The sequence below is a fragment of the Hyphomonas sp. genome (assembly GCF_041398465.1).
In the GTDB taxonomy this organism is placed as follows: domain Bacteria; phylum Pseudomonadota; class Alphaproteobacteria; order Caulobacterales; family Hyphomonadaceae; genus Hyphomonas.
Genome location: NZ_JAWKUS010000005.1, coordinates 177,074 through 196,515, shown reverse-complemented (window position 1 = coordinate 196,515; position 19,442 = coordinate 177,074). Strand labels below are relative to the sequence as shown.

The window sequence follows — 19,442 nt, the reverse complement described above, 5'->3', positions numbered from 1 at the left end:
TAGGGCGACTTTCTTGCTGGCAGATAGCGGCGGATACGGATTAGATTGATCTGCAGTCCCCCGGCATTGACGCCAGACTACTCGTTCAATGCAGATCCCGAAGCCTGTGTTTATTCCAAAGGAGCCAATTGCTTACCCTTACGATGATCGCATGGGTTCGGCGGTTCTGCGGCGATTTCCGATTGGATGTTGAAGAGGCACGGTACGATCTCCGCGGCTGCGCCTGTCATAACCTTGTTTATATCGTCGGACGTTTTTTCCAGAAGGGTCCACCCCAGGAGCGCGGTGATGGCATTGTCCTGACGGTCGGTCATTGCCACTTCCAGGGGGACAGGAATCCATGACGAGCTCTCAAGATAGTTGTTCGGGGAGGGGGAAAGATTGGACACCGCTTCTGCTTGTTGACCATTACCCGGGTTCGAGTCCCGCTCTACACGCTTCTTCAGAGTGATCGGCTTCAGAAGCTCTTCCAGAACAGGGCGGTTGTTTTCCAACTCAGTTGGAAAATTATTTTCAAAATCGGACAGCTGTTTTGGGTTAATCATGCGTCTGCTGAAGATCTCGTTGCAATTGTCCGTAGTAGCCACAGTTTCGCCTTTGAGGGCGTTGCATAGCATCCGGATTGGTGCCCGGCTCGCTGCTCCGCGGGCTTTTACCACTGCCGAAGGAACGCGCAGGAATTCGTCCTGCTTGGTGGCACGTTTTTCGGAACCCGCAAGGGCTGACATGTCCTCGGGAATGGGCAGTGCATAGAGGTGAAGGACCACCACATTGATCGGGATTTTCAGGTTATTCGCGGCAGTTTGCAGGGCCCGAAGGGACTCGATTGCCGACAGCGCGCCGGAATTATCCAGATAACCGCCGTCAACAAAGAAGTGGCGCTTCCAGCGGCCGTCTGCATAGCGTGTTTCGATGACGCCCGTCGGATTGGAACCCGGAAAGCGGGCAGACAGATGAGCCGCCGTCGAGAGGGGGAGCGTCTGAGTGCGCGGCTGGCAAGCCCTCGTTTTGGAGGAGGCAGGCCCCGCTTCGGCGTATCTGTCAGGTTCCAGAAATCCGAGCATTTGCTGGACAACTGGAACGGAGCCGCAAAAGGAAGGATCGGCTTGTGAATTCTCCTGCGGAATATCTACGTTCGATGTCGCCATCTGAAACCCGCCGGTTTCGTAGAAGGTCGAAAAGAACACGACCGGACCGGGATCGGTATTGTTTGCGTTATCGGCATTGCTTCCGTTGAGGTTCTTCGACTTTCCGCGCCGGCTGGCACAGAAGGCGACCGTTTCCAGTGGCAAGTCGAATGTTCTTTGTACCTCTTCATCTCCATTCAACTGGCAGGCAGAGGCATCTCGTTCAGTGGATAGGGAGGCGTTTTTCAGGTTTTCCGCAAAAAGGTTTGCGAGGCGTTCTTCAAAGAAGTCAGCCCTGTCGAACATGCCTCTCTCGATCAGGACGGGTGCGCCGTCGGGAGTGCTCTTGTTGAATGTACCGAAGACGCGGTCCGGCAGCTGAACTGGCGCGATAGACGTCAGCGTGTCGCTGCCAAAGAGTCCGGCCAGGAGCGGCGACAAGTAATCACCCCGCAGAGTCTTGTCCACCAGCTCCTCCCGGAACTCAGAACCGGCGTCGATTGGCAGATTATGGGTCTGTTCCTCCATTGCTGCGGCCAGATAGATGGCGCTGCCAATCGACCCTCCGGACACGCCGTTGATCGAGTAGACGTAGTCAAGCAGCCTTCCGCCCCGCTCTTCGGCGGCGCATCCAGTCCCTTCAGTGTTTGGATTGGTTCTGCAATACTTGCTGATCGCCGTGTCCAGCTGCGACATGAAATAGCCGGTATGGGCGGCAGCCCGGATTCCTCCGCCTTCGGCCATAATGATGATGGCCGTGACAGGCTCAAATGTTTTGCCTTGACCGCCTGATGCCGGTATTTTGCGGGCCTTGAGCCACGCTTCCGCGTGAGTGTTAAGATCCATCACATGCGCAGGGTTCGTTGCGTCGACCGCATCGATTCTGTGGATGTGGTGCGCTTCGCCAAGGCTGAGAAGCAGGACCGGTGCAAGATATGTCGCTGTGGGTAGCCGATTCACGGCGCGGGAAAGTTCACCGGGTTTTGTCCAAATTGATTTCCTGTTCCAGATCACTGCAGCGACGACCAGAACAATCACAATCGGTGTTATCAGGCCGATGCCAATTCGGCCGTTCGATATGAATTCAAGAATGGCAACAGTGGCGTCAGCTAGCAGCACGATCGTCAGCAAGAGAAACAGGACCGTTTTTATCGTGAGCGCCCGGCCGCCATCTCGCGGCTTTGCGGCGACGGACGCACCCTGGCGCGCTGCCGTTTCGACAAGGGCGGAAAGGAACAGGGTGATCCACAATGTTCCAAGCAGACCAACACCCAATGGACCAAGTCTGTTCACGAACCACGGACACCAGAGGCTGGCAATGATCGCCACGATCAGACAGGTTCGCAATATGCCGAACAGGCGCTCGATCCGGCTGTCGATGACAATGTAGCGGGATGTGTGCCCCTGATGCAGACGGACAAAACTCTGCAGGAAAGCGCGAAAGAACAAGTGATTGGCAATGAAGGCAGCAAAGAATATCCACGCGCCCTGAAGGTAGCCGATGTCGAGATGGCCGGCCCGGCCAAAGACCGCCGACAGAGTGCCGGGTGATGAGACGAGTGTGACGCAGACCAGCGTTGTAATGAGCGCGGCTATGCCAGCTTGGGCGATCTTGTGTCCCGGAAGGGTAATCAGCAGGACGAGGCGCTGAAACCGGTATTTGATCTGCTGAAAACGATTAAAACCGGTGGCAAGGTTCGTGGCCGAATAACTGCGTGAAACCCTGGGGTTCAGCCAGCTCGCCAGACGCACATAGATCCATCCAGCCAGCAGGCCGGCGAATACGGATCCCCAGAGCCTCGGGTCGCGCGCGCCAAACTGAAACCAGAGGCACATGGCGAGGAATAGGAGCGGAAGGAATGCTCCGCAAGAATAAGCAAAGCGGAGCCTTAGTGGGATGCTTGAATCGATTGGGTCTCCGGCATCACCATTATCAGCTGCATCGAGATAGTTGCGCCGTGTAACCGCACTTAACATGAATGCTGTGTATGTCATGGTCCCGCAATAGACGATCAACAGGATCAGGGTGATGAGCGATGACACGGGATCGGCACTGGCGGTGTATTTGATGATCGCCCGCCCCTGATCCGCTAGCAGGAATGCCAATCCGAGAAAGGCGAGAGACAGCAGTACCGGCCAGGTAGGCTTCAGGGCACGGAACTTTGGCTGGCTGATCAGTACAAAATTTCCCGCTGCGGGGGCAAGCTTGTTCAAAGTATCTATCAACCAATTGAGCATCACTTCGTCTCGATCGGATGAGGTGTGAAGCCGTGATTAGATAGTTCACGGACTATGTAGTCAAAGTGTGAGGGCTGGTAGGCAACAAGTCCGATGCGTTTGAGATGTTCTTGTCCGCAACTTTTGCGTTGCCCCCTTATGATCTCAGTGAGTGCTCCAACCATCTGGTGGGCAACAAGGGAAGGATGGGCGCCTCCGTCTCCCGATCCTATTAGCGGAAACAGTACTGATTCGAGGTTTGGTGCAGTCCGGTTCGCCTGGCGGACAGATCGGGAATTTCGTACTTTCTCGATCTCGCAGAGAACATTTACCACGCATTCGACAATCCGACCTCCCGATCGAAAACCATAGCCGACTTCGTCGGGTTCCACCGCTGCAAGATGGGCGACATATTTAACATTGTTTCCGGTTTCACTTCCCAGAGTGCTTGCCGAGTCGGTCGGCGTCACGAAGACCGTCCCGATTGGAACTGTTGTGCGGGTTCCCATCCGTTCTGCCAGAGCGAGACCTAGCGCGTCCTTCCGGCGGTGTTCGGAATAAGGGGGCTGCCGGACAGAACCGAGTTTGCGGATCACCGCTGACACTGATCTGTCCCAGAAACGGGCCATTTCCATATAGGTGTTTTCAGAATTCACCCAGACATCGAATTGTGTGGCGTTCCGGATGTCGTGCTTCCAGATGATGACTTCCGGAGTTAGCGGATTTCCTTGTTCGTCATGCAGGCGCCAGGCTTCGATATCGAGCCCCTTCGTGTCGAACTCGCGTTCGATCGGAGCCGTGCGGAAGGTGTTCGATTTCTGTAGGTCGTTTGTCCAGGGCTCTCCTTGCGGATTGCCGAGGCTTTCGGCCATTCTCAGCGCATCGGCTATCCAGTCGCCGCCGTTCGTATCGACATATTTCAGCTGAGGGGCGTCGGTGAATCGGCTGTCCGCACAGGTCGGCACGTCGGAAGACGGCGCCAGCGCGATCGTCATACCATTGGAAACGGCCTGGCGGATGCCCAGAACATAGAAGGAAGCTTCGGCAAAACTGAGGTCGATGATCGCGAGTTGTGACTGGACTAGGTGCCGAATGAATTCGTTGTAGCGATCCTTGTCGCCGTCGCCAGCCACATTCGGAAAAACTTGATTGAGATCGAAGTCTTTGAAATAGGAGGGAGACAGACTCGTGTGTTGTTCGCAGAGTGCAGTTTTCAACTCTGCAATCTTTGACTTCAGGCAACTGTCTGCCGTTGTGACAACAATGAGCCGGTCGACCAGCTTTTTCTTTTCATCCGTCATTCCGAATACCTCCCACCCGCATTCGGCCCCGTCTGACGATCACGCTACAAGGCCTATTTTCTTTCCATTTTCTGGACGGCGCATCCATTCGGCCGCAGCGAGGCATTTGCCGTCGTAGATTTCGCCGCGTTCGATCATCGCGAGGAATTGCGCCGGCAGTACGAACATCCGCCTGATGTCTTCGCTGTCGTCTCCGAAGTTTGCGTCTTCATCCTTGTCTGTCTCCGGCCAGGCTTCCCCCTCGGGCCAGTCGATCCGTCCGTAATAGAGGTGAATCATCTCGGAACAGGCACCGGGAGACGGATAGAAGGAGTTGATGAATTCCACATAGTCCGGGTTGAAGCCTGTTTCTTCTTCGCACTCCCTGCGGAAGGCTTCCATCCATGGTTCTCCGGGGCGCCGCGTGCCGGCCATGAGTTCCACGAAGCGTCCGGCGGTTTCGTCCCTATCCGTCTTATCCAGGTCTGGTAGACCTGTGTCTGGATCAATCAGTGTCGGCATACGGAACTGTTCCACCAGCAGAATCCCGTGCCGGCCGGACCGCTGGATATGCAGCAGTCCCGCAACCGAGTCGCCGCGGAAAACATTGACCACATCCTGTGGCTCGCTCATTGCAGATCCGGCAAATTTCGGGAAAGAGATCTTGAAGCGGTCCAGCCGGAGGAATGTACCGACCTTGGCGAGCGTTTCATGCTCCATGAAGCGGACGTATCTCATAGGCCGGGCCTCCTGTCGGCGTAGGCGGACAATTCGCCGGGTGCGATGTCGGGAATATGCTTCCTTGGGGTGGGATGATGCTGCATTCTTGTCTGAAAGCCTTTCTGGAAGTGTCTCAGCTTCCCCAGATCATCTTGGCGCGCATTAACAGCCACGCGCGGTCGCCTAAGCCATTGTCACCGCCGTTTATCAAATACGTGATATTATCGAGGTCGTCCCTGTCGGCAAATTCATTCAGGTTTTTCTTGTCCCAGAACGCGGCAGACACGGCGAGGGCCGTTTTGCGGTCCTGCGTGATCAGGTCGGGATCGCTCTCCAACGGCAGTTTCAGGCGCTCGCCGATGTCTTGGTAGTTTTCGCGTCCGGTCAGCTGAATATAGCCACGTCCCCGATACCTGTATCCATCCCCCGAGGCTTCGTCGCCATTTCCCATGCGATTGGCATAGACGCGATTGGCGATCCGCTCAGGTTGGCGTTCATACTGAGCAGCTTCCTGCTCGTTCTCGAAATACTTTCCGAACGTGCTCATCAGACCCGCTGCACCGTAATTCAGGTTCTCTTCAATCCTCGTGAAATTGGTGGATTCATGCGCGATCTGGGCCATGAAATGGCAAAAGCGCAGAGGTGTGGCGTTGATCTGGTACTTCGTGACGACCTCGTTGAGTGTTCGAAGCAGCGGCTCATCCAATTCGTCCGCATAGTCATGGACGAATTCTTTCACGCGCTTCACCGCATTGGTGATGTCAGAGAGCAATGACAAGTCCACGCCGCGGGCCGGTTTCGGCGCTCGCGGGGCCAGAAATTTAGCCATCACATAGCCTTCTTCCGTCATCGAACCGGACTTGGCGGAGACCTTCCACCAGCCCAGATTGCTTGCGTCCCCCAGCTTGGCGACCATGGTGCCGTATTTCATGTTCATCAGGATCTTGCTGGTTGTGGTCGGCTTCTCGCGCAGGCGCAGGCTGCTTGATGCAACAAGGTACAAGTAATCAGAGGCCGCGTCGTCATTCGGCGCGGGTTCTGGCTCCGGCACAGGCATGGCGCCTGTCTCGCTGCTCATGCCCCCCGCAACCAGACTGCCAGTCGGCTCCAGATAGCCGCCAAAAGCGTATCCTTCGACACGATAGTTATCTGAGAAGTCAGCTCGTATCCGGTGCCAGGTCCCGTACCATGGGCTCTCATCCAGAAGTGTCACCCGCATGCCATGCGGCATGACATCAAGTACTTTGCTCGCACTGCTGGGCAGCTCCCTGATCTTGAGACCATTGGTTGCAGTAACTTTGAAAGTCTGCATTTCTTTGTCTCCACCCAACAGAATGAATTGCAATTACTGGTAATTCTGCTTCAGATTGCAACGGTACTAAGGGAGCGTGTCAATGACATTTCTGATCGCACTTGCCGCTTTCGTTGCCATTATTTCTGTCTATTCGACAATTGTTACAGTCATTGTGGAGGGCATTCACAAGGTTTTCGGCCTGCGCAGTTCCGGTATGAATGAAATGCTGCGCGCCTTCTATGATGAGACGCTTCCGGGGCTTCAGCCACCCAATACGCCGGAAAACGAGAAGGTTGCATCGGGTGACCGGTCCAGCGGTCCGTCAAAAGGTGCGAAGCACTTCGCTGATAGTATCTCGAGTGCGCCGACGGCCCGAAGCACCAAATTCTGGTATGTCCGGCGATGGCCCCTGATCGGCCGTATGTTCAGTGCGCGCCGGAAGTCCATGACCGCTCTGGATTTTGTGGAAAGCCTCGCTGAAACACCGGAAGGTTCCGCGCTGCGGCATTATTCGCGTGAAGATTTGCGCCATGCATTGCATGCGGCGGCCTACGAGTTCGAGCGCCTGGGTGACATTCAGAAAGGATATTTCAATTCAAGGGCCAGCATCATCTCGGTGCTGGTCGGCATGATGGTTGCCGTGTTCATCAATTTCGATGCGATTGCTGTGTACAAGGAATTGTCGGCAAATGCTGCCTTGTCGTCCCGCATGACGCTTCTTCTGGATCAGGAGCGCGTCGATCTGATGCGGCGTGTCGCTTCCGATGGGGAAGGCGCGGCGGGCGCGCTCGGTCTGGACGGTGAAGACTGGGCGGCGCTGGTCGGAGACACCCGATCTCTGGGCATCCCTGTCGGGCGCAAGATGTTTCCTCATTGCGAAGGGTACAAATATACGGACGGTACTCGCCCGGAAAAATCGCCCACAGAATTTGCGGACGTACTGTCCAACGAAGCCTACTACGACAATCGCTGTGGAAAATCCCGCCAGGAGCAGGTCAACAGGACCTGGGCAACCAGCTTTGAAGACTACCTCATCGCTGCCGGTGATGAGAATAGCAGCGGCCTTGAGCGGTGGGGGCACTGGCTGAAATTTGAAACGAGCCGGATAGCGGTCATCTTGCGCAATCCTCAGACATTCCTGCTCTGGCTCGCCGGGGTCCTTGTCGCCGGGGGGCTGATGGGGCTAGGCGCGCCATTCTGGTTCAAGCTGTTTTCGCGCTTTTCGTCGATTGCGATGCCGATGCAGCGCTCAGCATCGCTCGCCTTCGATCCCGGTGCCCCGGTACAGAAAGAGATGGCAGAGAGTTCTGTGGGAGGTGTCCGGCCAACGGGCAGCTCCAACCTGGATGATCTGGAGCGCGGCTTTGTCACTGTGCTGTCCGCACGCTCAGGTGACGGCGTTTCGCTTCACCCGGCCTTTGGTGAGGCTGGTGCGCCGGGTGGCCCGCCTCCCGGGCGCCAGATAGGCTCACGTCCTGCACCACCTGGCCGGATAATAAGGAGTTGAGCACTCAGTTGGTCAAACAAGGGTGTGAGACCTCTGGAGGCTATGTGAGATTGATTCCTTTGACATCAAATTGCGAAGCAATTCCCATTCGGACTTGATTGCCACAGCGAGGGCTTCGGCATGTTCGCGCCGAGTGTCGCGCGATATGATGGATATCCGCAAAACGGTCCGACCGTTCCATTCCGCTGTTTTCAAAAAGACGGGATGATTGGAGGTCAGCCGGTCAGCAAGGGCCGTAATCTTCCAGTCTTCGCCTGCATCAGCATTGCTACCAATAACAAGCTGGTTCAGATCCACTTTGTTGAGGACTGACAACCCATCGATGCATTCAATCCTTCGCTTGAGAAGCGATGCAGAATTGCAGTGCCGGTCGATGAGTTCCGCAACGCCGGCCCGTCCAAGGCTTCGGATCACCGCCCACGCGGCAAAGCCCTGTGCACGTCGTGAAAGCCCCGGCACCCAGTTGGAGGGGGTTCGGCCTTCATTTGGTGCCACATTGAGATACCCAGCGCTCTTCTGCATGGCCCGGAAATGGGCCTCCTTGTGCCGCACGATCGCGAACCCGGAATCGTAAGGGATCTGAAGCCATTTGTGTCCGTCCACGGACCAGCTGTCAGCGAGTTCGGCACCTTTCGCCAAATGCTTCTTGCGCTTCAAAGCACGGGCCCAAAGGCCGAACGCGCCATCGATATGCATCCACGCATTGTTAGCCTGCGCGATCTCTGCGATCGCCTCCAGGCTTTCGAAGCCGCCCGAATTGATATGCCCGGCCTGGGCGAGTACGATCTTCGGACCGTCATGCCCCGCCATGGCTTCGTCAAGGTCTGCCGCATCCATCAATCCAGCAGCATCGCATGACAATCGGTGAAAGTTCGCCTCGCCAAAACCGAGTTGGCGAAGGACCACATAATTTGTCACATGCGCGTCTTCACTCAGATAAATGCGAACCAGCGGCGCGCGCTGAAGGCCATCCCTGTCGATGTCATGACCTGCTCGCCGCAGAACTTCGCCGCGCGCCGCCGCAAGACCAACGAATGCAGCTGTTGTTGCGCCGCTGACAAAGCCCACCGAGCTATCTCTCGGCAGGTCCAGAAGCTCCAGAAGCCAGGCCTCGACGGCCTCTTCGGCAATCGCAGCCGCAGGCGAAGACTGGTAGATCGCCGCGTTCTGTCCCCATATTGCACTCAGCCAGTCCGCAGCCACGCCAACCGGATCCGACCCGCCCATGACCCAGGCGTAGAAGTTCGGATCCGTGTTACCCACCAGTCCCGGCTCTGCTGCGGCGATCAGTTCCTGAATTACCGCAGCAGCGGGAGGTCCCCTGTCGGTCAGCTCTATGCAGAACTTTTCCCGCAAGGCGTCAGTTGAGGCGCTCGGGCCGACGGGCCGTGTCCGTCCACGGTACGCCTGACCATACTCGGCGGCGAGGGCAAGTGCACTGTCCGGATAAAGGGATGAGGAAGACATCGCATCAGCTTCTCGTTCTGGGCTCAAGCCATTTCGGCAGGAAGCTGTAGGCGTTCTGGATCGATGAGGCGTCCATCGACAGTCCGACAGATGCAAGACGCTCTTTCAGCGTTCCATCGTTGAACGCATCGAACGTCTCGGTTGCTCCGCCAACATGCTCGCCTCCGATGAAGATCTGGGGAATCGTCGGAGCTCCAGCCTTGACGCCGAGAGCCGCACGCAAATCGCCGCCGACATTGTCTTTCTGCAGAGCGGCGGAGTCGAGTTCGATAGCGTGGTACGGCACACCGATTGCTGCGAACATGTTCCGCACGGCCCAGCTGAATTCGCACCATTCCAGAACGAACATCGCGATCGGATTTTGTGCTACGATTTCGTCCACTTTCGCCACCGCTTCAGGTTTCAGTACGGGAGCGGCAGCTGGCGCCGGGGCCGCGGACGACCCACTCGTGTCGAACCGGTATCCGGGCGTTGACCGCGAAACTTCCATCTCTTCTTCACTCATCGAGTCGCAGACGTCGTCGAAGAGAACCGTTGAGAGATAGCGTTCTCCAGTATCCGGCAGCATGGCCAGAATGCGGGACCCTGCAGGCGCACTTTCCGCAACCTTGATTGCTGCGGCCAAGGTCGCTCCGCCAGTGATACCGCAGAAGATGCCTTCTTTCGCAGCCAGATCCCTGGCGGCTTGCAACGCATCATTCCCCGGCACCGCCTGGAAACGGTCGATCGACCGGTCCTGAACGGCGTCTTCAGCAAGCTTTGGAACAAAGTCCGGCGACCAGCCCTGCATGAGGTGCGGCCGGAACATCGGATGACTTACAGACGGTCGCCCGGCAGCGTCGCGTTGCTGGACAATGCCGCTGGTCAGGATCGGCGCGTTGTCCGGCTCTGCAACCACGATCTGCGAGTGGGGGCTTTCCGCACGCAGGACGCGGCTGACACCTTTCAGCGTTCCGCCTGTGCCAAAGCCTGAAACCCAATAGTCCGGACCAGTTCCGCCGAACGCGTCGAGAATTTCACGGGCAGTCGTCCGGGAATGCATGTCTGCATTGGCCTCGTTTTCAAACTGACGGGCGAGATACCAACCATGCTTCTCTGCCAGTTCCTCGGCCTTCGCCAGCATGCCGGTGCCTTTCTCGGACGCCGGCGTGAGGACAACTTTTGCCCCCAGGAAACGCATCAGCTTGCGCCGTTCGACGCTGAAGCTTTCCGCCATGGTCACCACCAGCGGGTAGCCCTTCGCGGCGCAAACCAGCGCCAGGCCGATACCGGTGTTGCCGGATGTCGCTTCAACAACGGTCTGGCCTGGCTTCAGGTCTCCGCTGGCCTCAGCCGCCTCGATGGCGGCCAGGGCGAAGCGGTCCTTGATCGAGCCACCGGGATTGAAGGCTTCAAGCTTCACATAGAGCTCGACATGATTCGGGCCCATCCGGTTCAGCCTCACAATCGGCGTGTTGCCGATCGTGTTGAGGATCGAGGCGTGGAGTGACGTTTCCATGCGGGATTTGAGTACGGTTTCCATGACGTTGTCTCTCCGTTCAGTTCGACGCCGCGGCGTCATGAGTGATACAGGTCTGATGGCGGACGATCTGGGCATCGCGCAGCGCGAGGTACCAGGGGTCGTGCGCCAGGGCGCGTTCAACAAGTGCCTCCACAACTGCGGGGCTTGCGTCGGTATCGATCTCGATATTCAGCCTCGTTTCGAGCGGCGCGGCGCTCCGCGGGCTAAGGCACATCAGGGCGGCATCGTCGAAATCGTTTTCGAGCGTGATCGTTACCGACCGGTACGTGACGCCCTCCCGGGCTGCCATCATCTTCACGGCAATGCCGACACATCCAACGACGCCCGCTCTCGCGAAAAAGCCCGGCGAAGGCCCGGCGGCGTCTCCGCCCATGCCCCGGCCAAGGTCCAGCACGGCGCTGTGAGGCCCTTGTTCAACATGGCACGTCAGCCCTTCCTCGATCCGCCCCGTCATCCTGATTGTGCTACGGGCGGCGTCGAGATTGCTTTTCATTCGTTCAATGACGGCGGTCTGCGCGGTCTGAATGACCCTGTCGCGGTCGGTCATTGGCGGGTAAATGTCGTATTTGGTCTCGGTATTCATATCTGTCTCCTGTTCAGGCTACGCTGAGGCAATGTTGAAAGCGGATGTCGTTTGCGAGGGCGATGGCATCGGCGCCGACGCCATCGATAAGGGCGGAGTTGCGGCGCCGCTGGAATGGCAGGCCGAGGACGTGCAGGCCCGGTGCAACCTGGCCCTGGTTGTGGATGAGCCGACCTTTGCCGTCGAACACGGGCAGATGCAGCCAGTCATAGTCCGGTTTGAAACCTGTCGCCCAAACGACGGTCCGAATACGGCCGTTATTGAGGTCGAGGGACAAGCGCGGCAAAGCCGGGCACGCAGTTGGGGCGAACCGTTCGACCGGGCCGACGCAGTTCACACTGCGGGACTCCGCCCACGCGTCGAGTGTGTCGAGCAACCGGTTCATCTTCAGGTCCGACAGCGCGCAGTGATTGGCGAGCGCGCCGGAAAAGAGCGCCTGCCCATCACGGACGGCACTCAGGCGGCCGACAATTTCAACACCTTCGGACATAAGGCGATTCAGATCGCAGAAGCGGTGCTTGCGCGATCCTTCCAGCTGCAGGGATGGCAGGCGGCGGACGCGTTCCACGTCGTCAACCTGCTGGATGCCCGTCTTGTGAATGCCGGCCTCATCCATCCACCACTGGATGTCATGCCCGCGATACCATCTCGGCATGCGCGTATGCTCGCCAGCGGACAGGAAGACTTCGCGGCCCGACGCCCGGATTTCGGAAGCCAGCTGGACACCGGTCGCAGAGGCACCGACTACCAGAACGCCGCCGTCAGAAAGCTGGTCCGGGTTGCGGTATGTGAGACCGTTCACCTGGTCGATCCCGGCCGGAAGCGCTGAGGCAAATGCCGGGATCGAAGCCCGGTTGCAAGCCCCTGACGCTAGAATGAGCGTGTTGCACCGCCAGGTGTCCCGCGAATTCGCGACGGCATAGCCGTAGCCATCCGGGATGACGGAGAGAACGCGGGTGTTCTCCTCCACCGGCGCCCGGCTGACTTTCGCATAGTCAGCCAGGTAGCCGGCGATTTCCGGCATGGACATGTAGCCCTCCGGATTGGCGCCCGAATAGGAATAACCCGGGAGCCGGCTTTGCCAGTTGGGCGTCAGCAGCCGCAGGCTGTCCCAGCGTTCATGCCGCCAGGAGTTCCCAACTTCCCCACGCTCGAACACGACGTGGGGGATGCAACAGTCCGACAGGGAGCGGCTCATCGCCAATCCGGCCTGTCCGGCACCAATAATGATCGTATCAATCCGTTTCATTGATCAGCCTCCTGTCGGACTGGAAGAATTAGCCCAACATCACAGCGACGTTGGTCGGGTTGGTGAGAATGTCGAAGACGGCCGAGCGCTTCTGCGATTGCGCGATCAGCGCACGGATTTCGGCTTCGGTTGCATCGGCATCGATGTCGAAGCGAACGCGGATGGCGGAGAAGCCGTTGCGAATGTCCGGGTCCATGCCGAGAATGCCGCGAACATCAATGTCGCCTTCGACCGTTGCGCGGACATTGCGAAGCTGGATACCCCGGTGCTGAGCCACGGAAGCAACACCGCCAGTCAGGCAGCTGGCAAGCGCAGCCAGGACGATTTCCGGCGGCGTCGGGGCGCGGTCAGCGGCAGCGAAGACTTCCGGGTGATCGCTTTCGATCCGGTAGGTCTTTTTGCGCTGCTGCTCCTGTCCGAGGCCGAAATACGGATTGATCGTGTTGGCGTTGTAGGTGCCTTCTTCCCAATCGCAGACGCTGCGGAAGGTGAAAGCGGCCGCTTCCGGCTGCTGTTCGAATGCGCCGCGTGCACCGATCAGGGCTTCGGTATTCACGCCGTTGTTCACGGCAGGGGTCATTGTTTCGGTGTGCATTTTACTTATCCTTTGTTTAACCTGTTGTTTCGATGTGCTTTTTTCTTCTGAGCGGACTTGGGTGCCGTCTCGATGGGTAAGGGATACATCCAGTTTGGAGTTGTGATCTTGAGCCCGGGATGCGTAATTTGTGGGGATTTCATGAGTTTCTGTTGGGGGCCGCTTGCACTACCTGTTCGACGAGTTTGTGCTGGATCTTGACCGCGGCGAGCTTCGCAGCGGCGAGGAGGTCGTTGCGACCGAACCGCTGGCCTATTCGGCGCTGAGCTACCTGATCCAGAATTCCGACCGATTGGTGTCCCGGGACGAACTGATCGAGAAGGTCTGGGACGGCCGGTTTATCTCCGATGCGGCCGTCTCTACCGTCATCAAAGCAGTGCGCCGTGCATTGGGCGACGACGGAAAGCAACAAAAGTATATCCGGACCATACACGGGCGCGGCTTCCGGTTTGTTTCGGAAGTACGGATTACTCCGGCTGCGTCCTTGATCATCGGGGCGGAGCAGGTTGCCGAAGTGCCCGCTCCATCCGAATCGGCAGACCCGGCCGGTCAGCGTCCTTCCATCGCGGTACTTCCCTTCATGCCGATCGGTAGTTCGGAAAACTATTCGGCGATCTCGGACGCCATTCCTGCCGAACTCATCTCGACGCTGTCCCGTTTGCGCTGGCTCAAGGTTGTCGCGCGCGGATCGAGCTTTCGCTTCCGACCGCCGGTGCAGGATTACGAGACAATCCGATCAGCCCTCGGCGTAAATTACGTCCTCTCAGGCGAAGTGGAGATTCTCGGCTCGTCACTGGGAATTTCGGTAGAACTTGTTGATGCGCGCACGTCCCAGATTGTTTGGGGCGAGCGGCTTTCGGGCAAGATCGAAGATGTGCACGAGATGCGGGAACAGATCCTTGCGCTGGTGATATCTGCGATGGAACTGCACATTCCCCAGCATGAGGCCCAGCTCGCCAGGCTGCGCTCTCCAAGCATGCTGGACGCATGGTCGCTTTACCATGTCGGCCTTCAGCATGCATATCGGTTCAATCAATCTGACAACGCGCGCGCGACGGAGCTGTTCGGGCGCGCAATCGAGCTTGATCCGCATTTTGCCCGGGCCCATGCTGCGCAGTCTTTCACAAGTTTCCAGGCAGCCTTCCTCCGCTACGCGACCGATCGTGAGCGTGCGATCGAGGATGCCCGACGTCATGCCGAGCGGAGCCTCGAACTCGACCCGATGGATCCGTTCGGAAACTTCAACTTCGGCCGCGCGCATTGGCTGAGAGGTGACCCGGCGTCGGGGCAACCATGGCTGGAACGGTCATTCGGCCTCAGTCCGAGTTGCGCTCAGGGCTTCTACGCTCACGGCTGGGCGGACGTCATGGCCGGCGATGGTGACATGGCACTCGAACACCTTGGCAAAGCCGTGAACCTCAGCCCTTTGGACCCGATGTTGTATGCCATGCTCAGTGCACGCGGCATGGCGCATATGCATGTCGGGAACATGGAAGAAGCTGTGAAGTATGCGGAGAAGGGCGCCCGCACACCAGGCGCCCATTACCTGATCGCTGCCTTCGCTGCAGCCATCAATGAGGCGGCCGGGAACCGCACCCAGGCGCTTTACTGGACCGAAGAAACGAAACGACGGCGGAGCGACGCCAGCATCGAGGCATTCTTCACCGCGTTTCCCTATGAGAAACAGGCCACGCGCCACCTCATGCGGGAGGCACTTCTTGCACTTGGATTCCCGGAAACCAGCGGCGGTTAGGACGCTGACCTCCTTGCAACCAATATTGGTTTCGACATGCTCTACCTTCGAGGAACAGGTACCGAGCCGTGTATAGCAGCCTCCAAAGCGTCAGTTGCCGTAGAGGTTGACCTCCAGGTTCGAAATTGCGTGCACGAGATTGTTTGGTGAAATCTTCTGCTTGCCTGTCCAGGCGATGTTCGGAAAGCGTTCCAGTATTTTTGACAGAGAAATCTGTAGCTGCATCTGAGCGATGCGGCTGCCGAGGCATTTGTGCGGACCATGTCCGAAAGCGAGATGCTTGGTGACGTTTTCCCGCGTGATGTCCATCCGGTGTGGATTCTCAAAAACACGAGGGTCACGGTTTGCGGCTCCGTACCACAAGACCAGCTTCTCATCCTTGGCGATCCGTTGCCCGTTCAGTTCGCTGTTAGCCAGCGCGGTCCGGCGCATGTTCATTACGGGTGAGATCATCCGCAACGCTTCCTGCACAGCGGCAGGAACAAGTGAAGGATCATCCAGGATAAGCTGTCGCTGGTCCGGAAACTCGGTCAACAGGCGCAACGTACCAGAGATCGAGTTCCGGGACGTGTCATTTCCAGCAAAAATGATCAGAAGCCACGAGCCGTCCAGCCATTCCTGTGACAAAGGCACGCCGTCGAGCTCTGCAGCAGCAATCGCCGAAAGAAGGTCATGTCTCGGATTCCGCCGCCGGTCCTCCAATATGCGCTTTCCGTATTCGAACATCTCCTGCACATTCCGATCGAACAGGAAAGGAAAGGTCGGTTCGGAAAGGAAAGTTCGCGCCGGGCTGGAGACAAATTGCTGGGCAAGTTCCAGAAAATGCATCCACCGGATGATCTTTGGGCGGTCTTCCTCGTCGATGCCGAGCATTTCACAAAGCGTGAATAGTGGCAGCTTCTCGGAGAATTTCTTCACGAAATCGACGACCGGTCCGGCCCGTTCGGCATCATCCAACAGCTGGTTGACACGCGCGCTGACCCGATCGGCGATTTGGTTCACATACTGCGGGATAAAGAAATCCTTGTGCTGAATCCTGAACTGCATATGGCGCGGTGCGTCGAGATTGATCAGGCTGTTCACAGCGGCGTTCGCCAGACGTTGATACTTTTTCGGTCGTTCGCGTGGCATGGCCAGATTGATACTGCCGCGTTCTGATGAGTAGATATCCGAATTCAGTTCGACAGTCTTGATGTCATCATAGCCCGTAATCGACCAGAAACCCGCAAGCTTCTTGCCTGCATCGGTCCACATGACCGGCGCCTGTGATCGCATACGGTCGAAGAGGCTGTGAGGCGGTCCCTTGGTCCAGGAATTGGGATTCCAGAATACGAAATCATTGAACTGCGGATACACGGCAGGAAACTGTGGTGTCCTTACCGGCGTGTCATACAGAAGGTTGTCGCTTACGAGCGTCATGTCTGGCTCCATTGATGTTTGATTGCCGTCAGCGGCTGAGTTTTCAGAAAGGGTGGCGCTATCAAGTGGTGGAATAATCTAATTGAACGTTGTTCAGCAGGGGCACTGCAGAAGTCCCATATGTGCTTCTGAGCAAAGCAGAAGACAAAGTGAATCACGGTTCTCATGACCTGCTGATACGGCGGCCAACTATGATTAAGACGAGAATGGAAAGTAATCCGATCATTAGCAAGCTTATCTGCCGGTTGCGTTTTACGATCAGGAAGTTTCCCAGGCCAAAGCGGGTCTGGCATAGCCAGCCGCATGGTCCGCTATAGGTGGTGGCAAGATCCCGGGTGAGCGGAGGGTAGGGCGGGATAACACCATTTTCGTTGGCGTAGGCCTTATAGGCCGAGTGAAGCTCGGCAACGACTTGCGGATGCGCAGCGGCGACATTTTTCGTTTCGCCCAGATCGTTCGAGAGGTCATAGAGTTCCGGGGTGCCATCACCAATGGGTGGGCCGACCGACAGGAGTTTCCATTTTCCATCGGTAACGGACCAGTTGCCGAAGAGCTCGGTTACCACAGGCCCGTGTTCGCGAGCGTCTGATCCGAGAATGTTCAGCAGGGACTGTCCCTCAGGCTTTGTGCGGTCACGGAATGTTTCATCTGTCGATATGTCGATCCCGGCCAGTTGGTAAAGCGTCGGTGCAACATCTTTCACATGCGCAAAACCGGGGACGAAACCCGTGGGCTCGATACCTGGACCGGAGATGAGCAGGGGGGTGCGGATCCCGCCTTCATACGTAGTGCCCTTGAATAGGGCGAGTGGCCCGTTCGCCACGGAGACCCAACCGAAAGAAAGGTGAGTTTGCGTATTTTTGCGGCCGGCATGTGCGGGGTCCATATCGCGGTTCGCGAGCAGCCACTCACGGCTAGTGCCGGGATAGGATAGGGGGGCAATTGGAGAGGCTCCGTTATCGGATAAAAATATGAAGTAGGTGTTGGCGAGCTCGCCGCGTTCCTTCACCAGGTCGACTATCCGCCCAATCTGGTCGTCCATGTACTCAACCATGGCGGCATAGACTTCCATCGGCTTTGCATCGAGCGCACGTTGCTCAGGTGATCTTTTGTCCCAAGGCGTCTCATGCGATGGCAGAATGGCGGGCGGGTTGGTCGGAGCGCCAACAGTGGCGTCTTCGGGGATCAAGCCCAGCGCCCGGGCTGCCTGTAGCCGCGTCGATCGAGTGATTTCTGGCCCGTCATCATATTGGCCTGCATAACGACCCAGCCAATCGTCGGGCACCTGAAGCGGATCGTGCGGCGCCGTGTAGGCGACATAAGCAAAATAGGGCGAGCCAGCAGGTTGTTCCGAGATGTACTGCAGAATTTTATCCGTGTAGTTCAGGCTCGAATAAAACCCTTCTGGCAAAGACACCTGCACACCGTTCTCCAGATACCGCACAGGCTCCTTCGGCTTCAATGGAAGGGCATCGTCAAAGTGACTGGCGCCGCCATCCAGGAGCACATAGGATTTGTCGAAACCCCGCTGGTCCGGATGTTGTCCATCTATAAATCCGACATGCCATTTTCCGGATATCATTGTCGTATATCCGTGCGGCTTGAGCACTTCGGCAATCGTCGCCACACTGTCTAGCAGGTCTCCCCGGTAATTCTCGGAATCCAGCTGATTAGGGGTGGCCTGGCCCTTTTGGGTTCCTATGCCTGCAGCATGATTGTTCACGCCTGTCAGGAGCATGGCGCGTGTTGGTGAACAGGTCGGCGAGACGTGGAAATTGGTCAGTACAGCACCTGATGCGGCTATGGCATCCAGGTTTGGCGTATTGATCTCGCTTCCGAACGCCCCCAGATCGCCCCATCCCATATCGTCCGCGACAATGAGGATGAAGTTGGGTGCTGGTTTGGAAGTGTCGCCTTCGCCCAACTGCGCCCACGCGGACGAAACCGGAATGGAAGCCAATATACATACCACCAATGCGATAGCGGTTCTTTTGACCGTGGCTGGCGCTGGAAAAATCATCGCGGTTTCTGCTCATGATTGGGTACAAATGCGATCCGCTCGATCAGAAGCATGATTTCTTCAATGATGACGGAAGGGTCTGTCTTTTCTCCGGTCAGCATTTCATATTGCGGTACATAGGCGAATGATGCCCCCACGATCGAGACGATGGAGTGGTAAAGCCTTGCAGGGTTACCTGGCTTGATCGTTCCCTGCTTTTGTCCCTGTTGAATCAGGGTAACAGCAGTATCGAATACGCCCTGCATGTAGTTTTCGACCAGCCATTCCAGGCGGCCGGTCTGGTGGCGTCCTTCCAGAGTCATGATCCTGTGAAGCTCGGGACGTTCCGCGCAGAAGGCAGCGAAATCCCGGATGGCAATCTTCATGGCAATTTCGGGTTCAAGATTGCCCAGGCCTTCGGTGCGGGCGTTGAGCCGCTCAACGAAAGGCCCAAACAATGCTTCCATCACGCACTTCCACAAATTGTCCTTGTCGCCGAAGTGGTAAGTGATCAGTGAGTGATTTACCCCACACGCGTCTGCCAGTCCCCGGGTTGTCATTCCGTCAAAGCCGAGTGTGGAGAATTGTTCGAGTGCCACGTCCAGAATGAGGTCGCGTGCCTCTCCGCGCTTGCGGCGTTCAGTGGGTTGTAGTGGGATGATTTTATTGCGCTTTGAGGTCACCTGGGTGCTCACTCTTGTTGACCAATT

14 protein-coding genes and 1 pseudogene are annotated in these 19,442 nt (G+C 57.3%); 2 read left to right on the top strand and 13 right to left on the bottom strand.

What is annotated here, in order from left to right; translation table 11 throughout:
• Window positions 1-110: 110 nt before the first annotated feature.
• The 4 genes from R3C98_RS15955 to R3C98_RS15940 all read right to left on the bottom strand — a co-directional run bounded on the left by R3C98_RS15955 (window position 111) and on the right by R3C98_RS15940 (window position 6,689).
• On the bottom strand, window positions 111-3,365 hold the full coding sequence (locus R3C98_RS15955; RefSeq protein ID WP_371315063.1) for a hypothetical protein: 3,255 nt from the start codon (window positions 3,363-3,365) through the stop codon (window positions 111-113).
• Window positions 3,365-4,645 (bottom strand): hypothetical protein, encoded by a 1,281-nt coding sequence (locus R3C98_RS15950; RefSeq protein ID WP_371315062.1) that lies wholly within the window; start codon window positions 4,643-4,645, stop codon window positions 3,365-3,367. The genes R3C98_RS15955 and R3C98_RS15950 overlap by 1 nt, the downstream gene beginning before the upstream one ends.
• Window positions 4,646-4,684: 39 nt before the next feature.
• Window positions 4,685-5,362 carry an NUDIX domain-containing protein gene (locus R3C98_RS15945; RefSeq protein ID WP_371315061.1) on the bottom strand — a complete coding sequence of 226 codons (678 nt, stop codon included), beginning with the start codon at window positions 5,360-5,362 and terminating at the stop codon, window positions 4,685-4,687.
• Between the two features lie 115 nt (window positions 5,363-5,477).
• The gene (locus tag R3C98_RS15940) at window positions 5,478-6,689 is read right to left on the bottom strand and encodes an SH3 domain-containing protein (RefSeq protein WP_371315060.1); all 1,212 of its coding nucleotides are present in this window, start codon (window positions 6,687-6,689) and stop codon (window positions 5,478-5,480) included.
• A 49-nt stretch (window positions 6,690-6,738) separates the two neighbouring features.
• On the opposite strand from R3C98_RS15940, the gene R3C98_RS15935 reads away from it, so the two are divergent.
• Window positions 6,739-8,145, top strand: a complete 1,407-nt coding sequence (locus R3C98_RS15935; RefSeq protein ID WP_371315059.1) for a hypothetical protein — start codon at window positions 6,739-6,741, stop codon at window positions 8,143-8,145.
• Window positions 8,146-8,157: 12 nt separating this feature from the next.
• On the opposite strand, the gene R3C98_RS15930 is transcribed toward R3C98_RS15935, so the two are convergent.
• The 6 genes and pseudogenes from R3C98_RS15930 to R3C98_RS15905 form a co-directional block, all read right to left on the bottom strand.
• On the bottom strand, window positions 8,158-9,612 hold the full coding sequence (locus R3C98_RS15930; protein ID WP_371315058.1) for an aspartate aminotransferase family protein: 1,455 nt from the start codon (window positions 9,610-9,612) through the stop codon (window positions 8,158-8,160).
• A 4-nt stretch (window positions 9,613-9,616) separates the two neighbouring features.
• The gene (locus tag R3C98_RS15925) at window positions 9,617-9,961 is read right to left on the bottom strand and encodes a glutaredoxin domain-containing protein (protein WP_371315189.1); all 345 of its coding nucleotides are present in this window, start codon (window positions 9,959-9,961) and stop codon (window positions 9,617-9,619) included.
• A 117-nt stretch (window positions 9,962-10,078) separates the two neighbouring features.
• Window positions 10,079-11,110 (bottom strand): annotated as a pseudogene (locus R3C98_RS15920) (PLP-dependent cysteine synthase family protein); the annotation flags it as partial.
• Between the two features lie 40 nt (window positions 11,111-11,150).
• Entirely contained in the window at window positions 11,151-11,717 is a 567-nt protein-coding gene (locus R3C98_RS15915) for an OsmC family protein (protein WP_371315057.1), read from the bottom strand.
• 13 nt (window positions 11,718-11,730) lie between these two features.
• Window positions 11,731-12,966 (bottom strand): NAD(P)-binding domain-containing protein, encoded by a 1,236-nt coding sequence (locus R3C98_RS15910; RefSeq protein ID WP_371315056.1) that lies wholly within the window; start codon window positions 12,964-12,966, stop codon window positions 11,731-11,733.
• Between the two features lie 28 nt (window positions 12,967-12,994).
• On the bottom strand, window positions 12,995-13,561 hold the full coding sequence (locus R3C98_RS15905; protein WP_371315055.1) for an OsmC family protein: 567 nt from the start codon (window positions 13,559-13,561) through the stop codon (window positions 12,995-12,997).
• A 163-nt stretch (window positions 13,562-13,724) separates the two neighbouring features.
• Here R3C98_RS15905 and R3C98_RS15900 point away from each other — a divergent pair, with 163 nt between their 5' ends.
• On the top strand, window positions 13,725-15,314 hold the full coding sequence (locus R3C98_RS15900) for a winged helix-turn-helix domain-containing tetratricopeptide repeat protein (RefSeq protein ID WP_371315054.1): 1,590 nt from the start codon (window positions 13,725-13,727) through the stop codon (window positions 15,312-15,314).
• Window positions 15,315-15,404: 90 nt separating this feature from the next.
• Here the strand turns inward: R3C98_RS15900 and R3C98_RS15895 are convergent, their stop codons facing one another.
• The 3 genes from R3C98_RS15895 to R3C98_RS15885 form a co-directional block, all read right to left on the bottom strand.
• Window positions 15,405-16,733: a cytochrome P450 gene (locus tag R3C98_RS15895; RefSeq protein ID WP_371315053.1), complete on the bottom strand. Its 1,329-nt coding sequence runs from the start codon at window positions 16,731-16,733 to the stop codon at window positions 15,405-15,407.
• Between the two features lie 163 nt (window positions 16,734-16,896).
• Window positions 16,897-18,753 (bottom strand): arylsulfatase, encoded by a 1,857-nt coding sequence (locus R3C98_RS15890; RefSeq protein WP_371315052.1) that lies wholly within the window; start codon window positions 18,751-18,753, stop codon window positions 16,897-16,899.
• Window positions 18,750-19,427 (bottom strand): TetR/AcrR family transcriptional regulator, encoded by a 678-nt coding sequence (locus R3C98_RS15885; protein WP_371315051.1) that lies wholly within the window; start codon window positions 19,425-19,427, stop codon window positions 18,750-18,752. The genes R3C98_RS15890 and R3C98_RS15885 overlap by 4 nt, the downstream gene beginning before the upstream one ends.
• Window positions 19,428-19,442 lie beyond the last annotated feature (15 nt).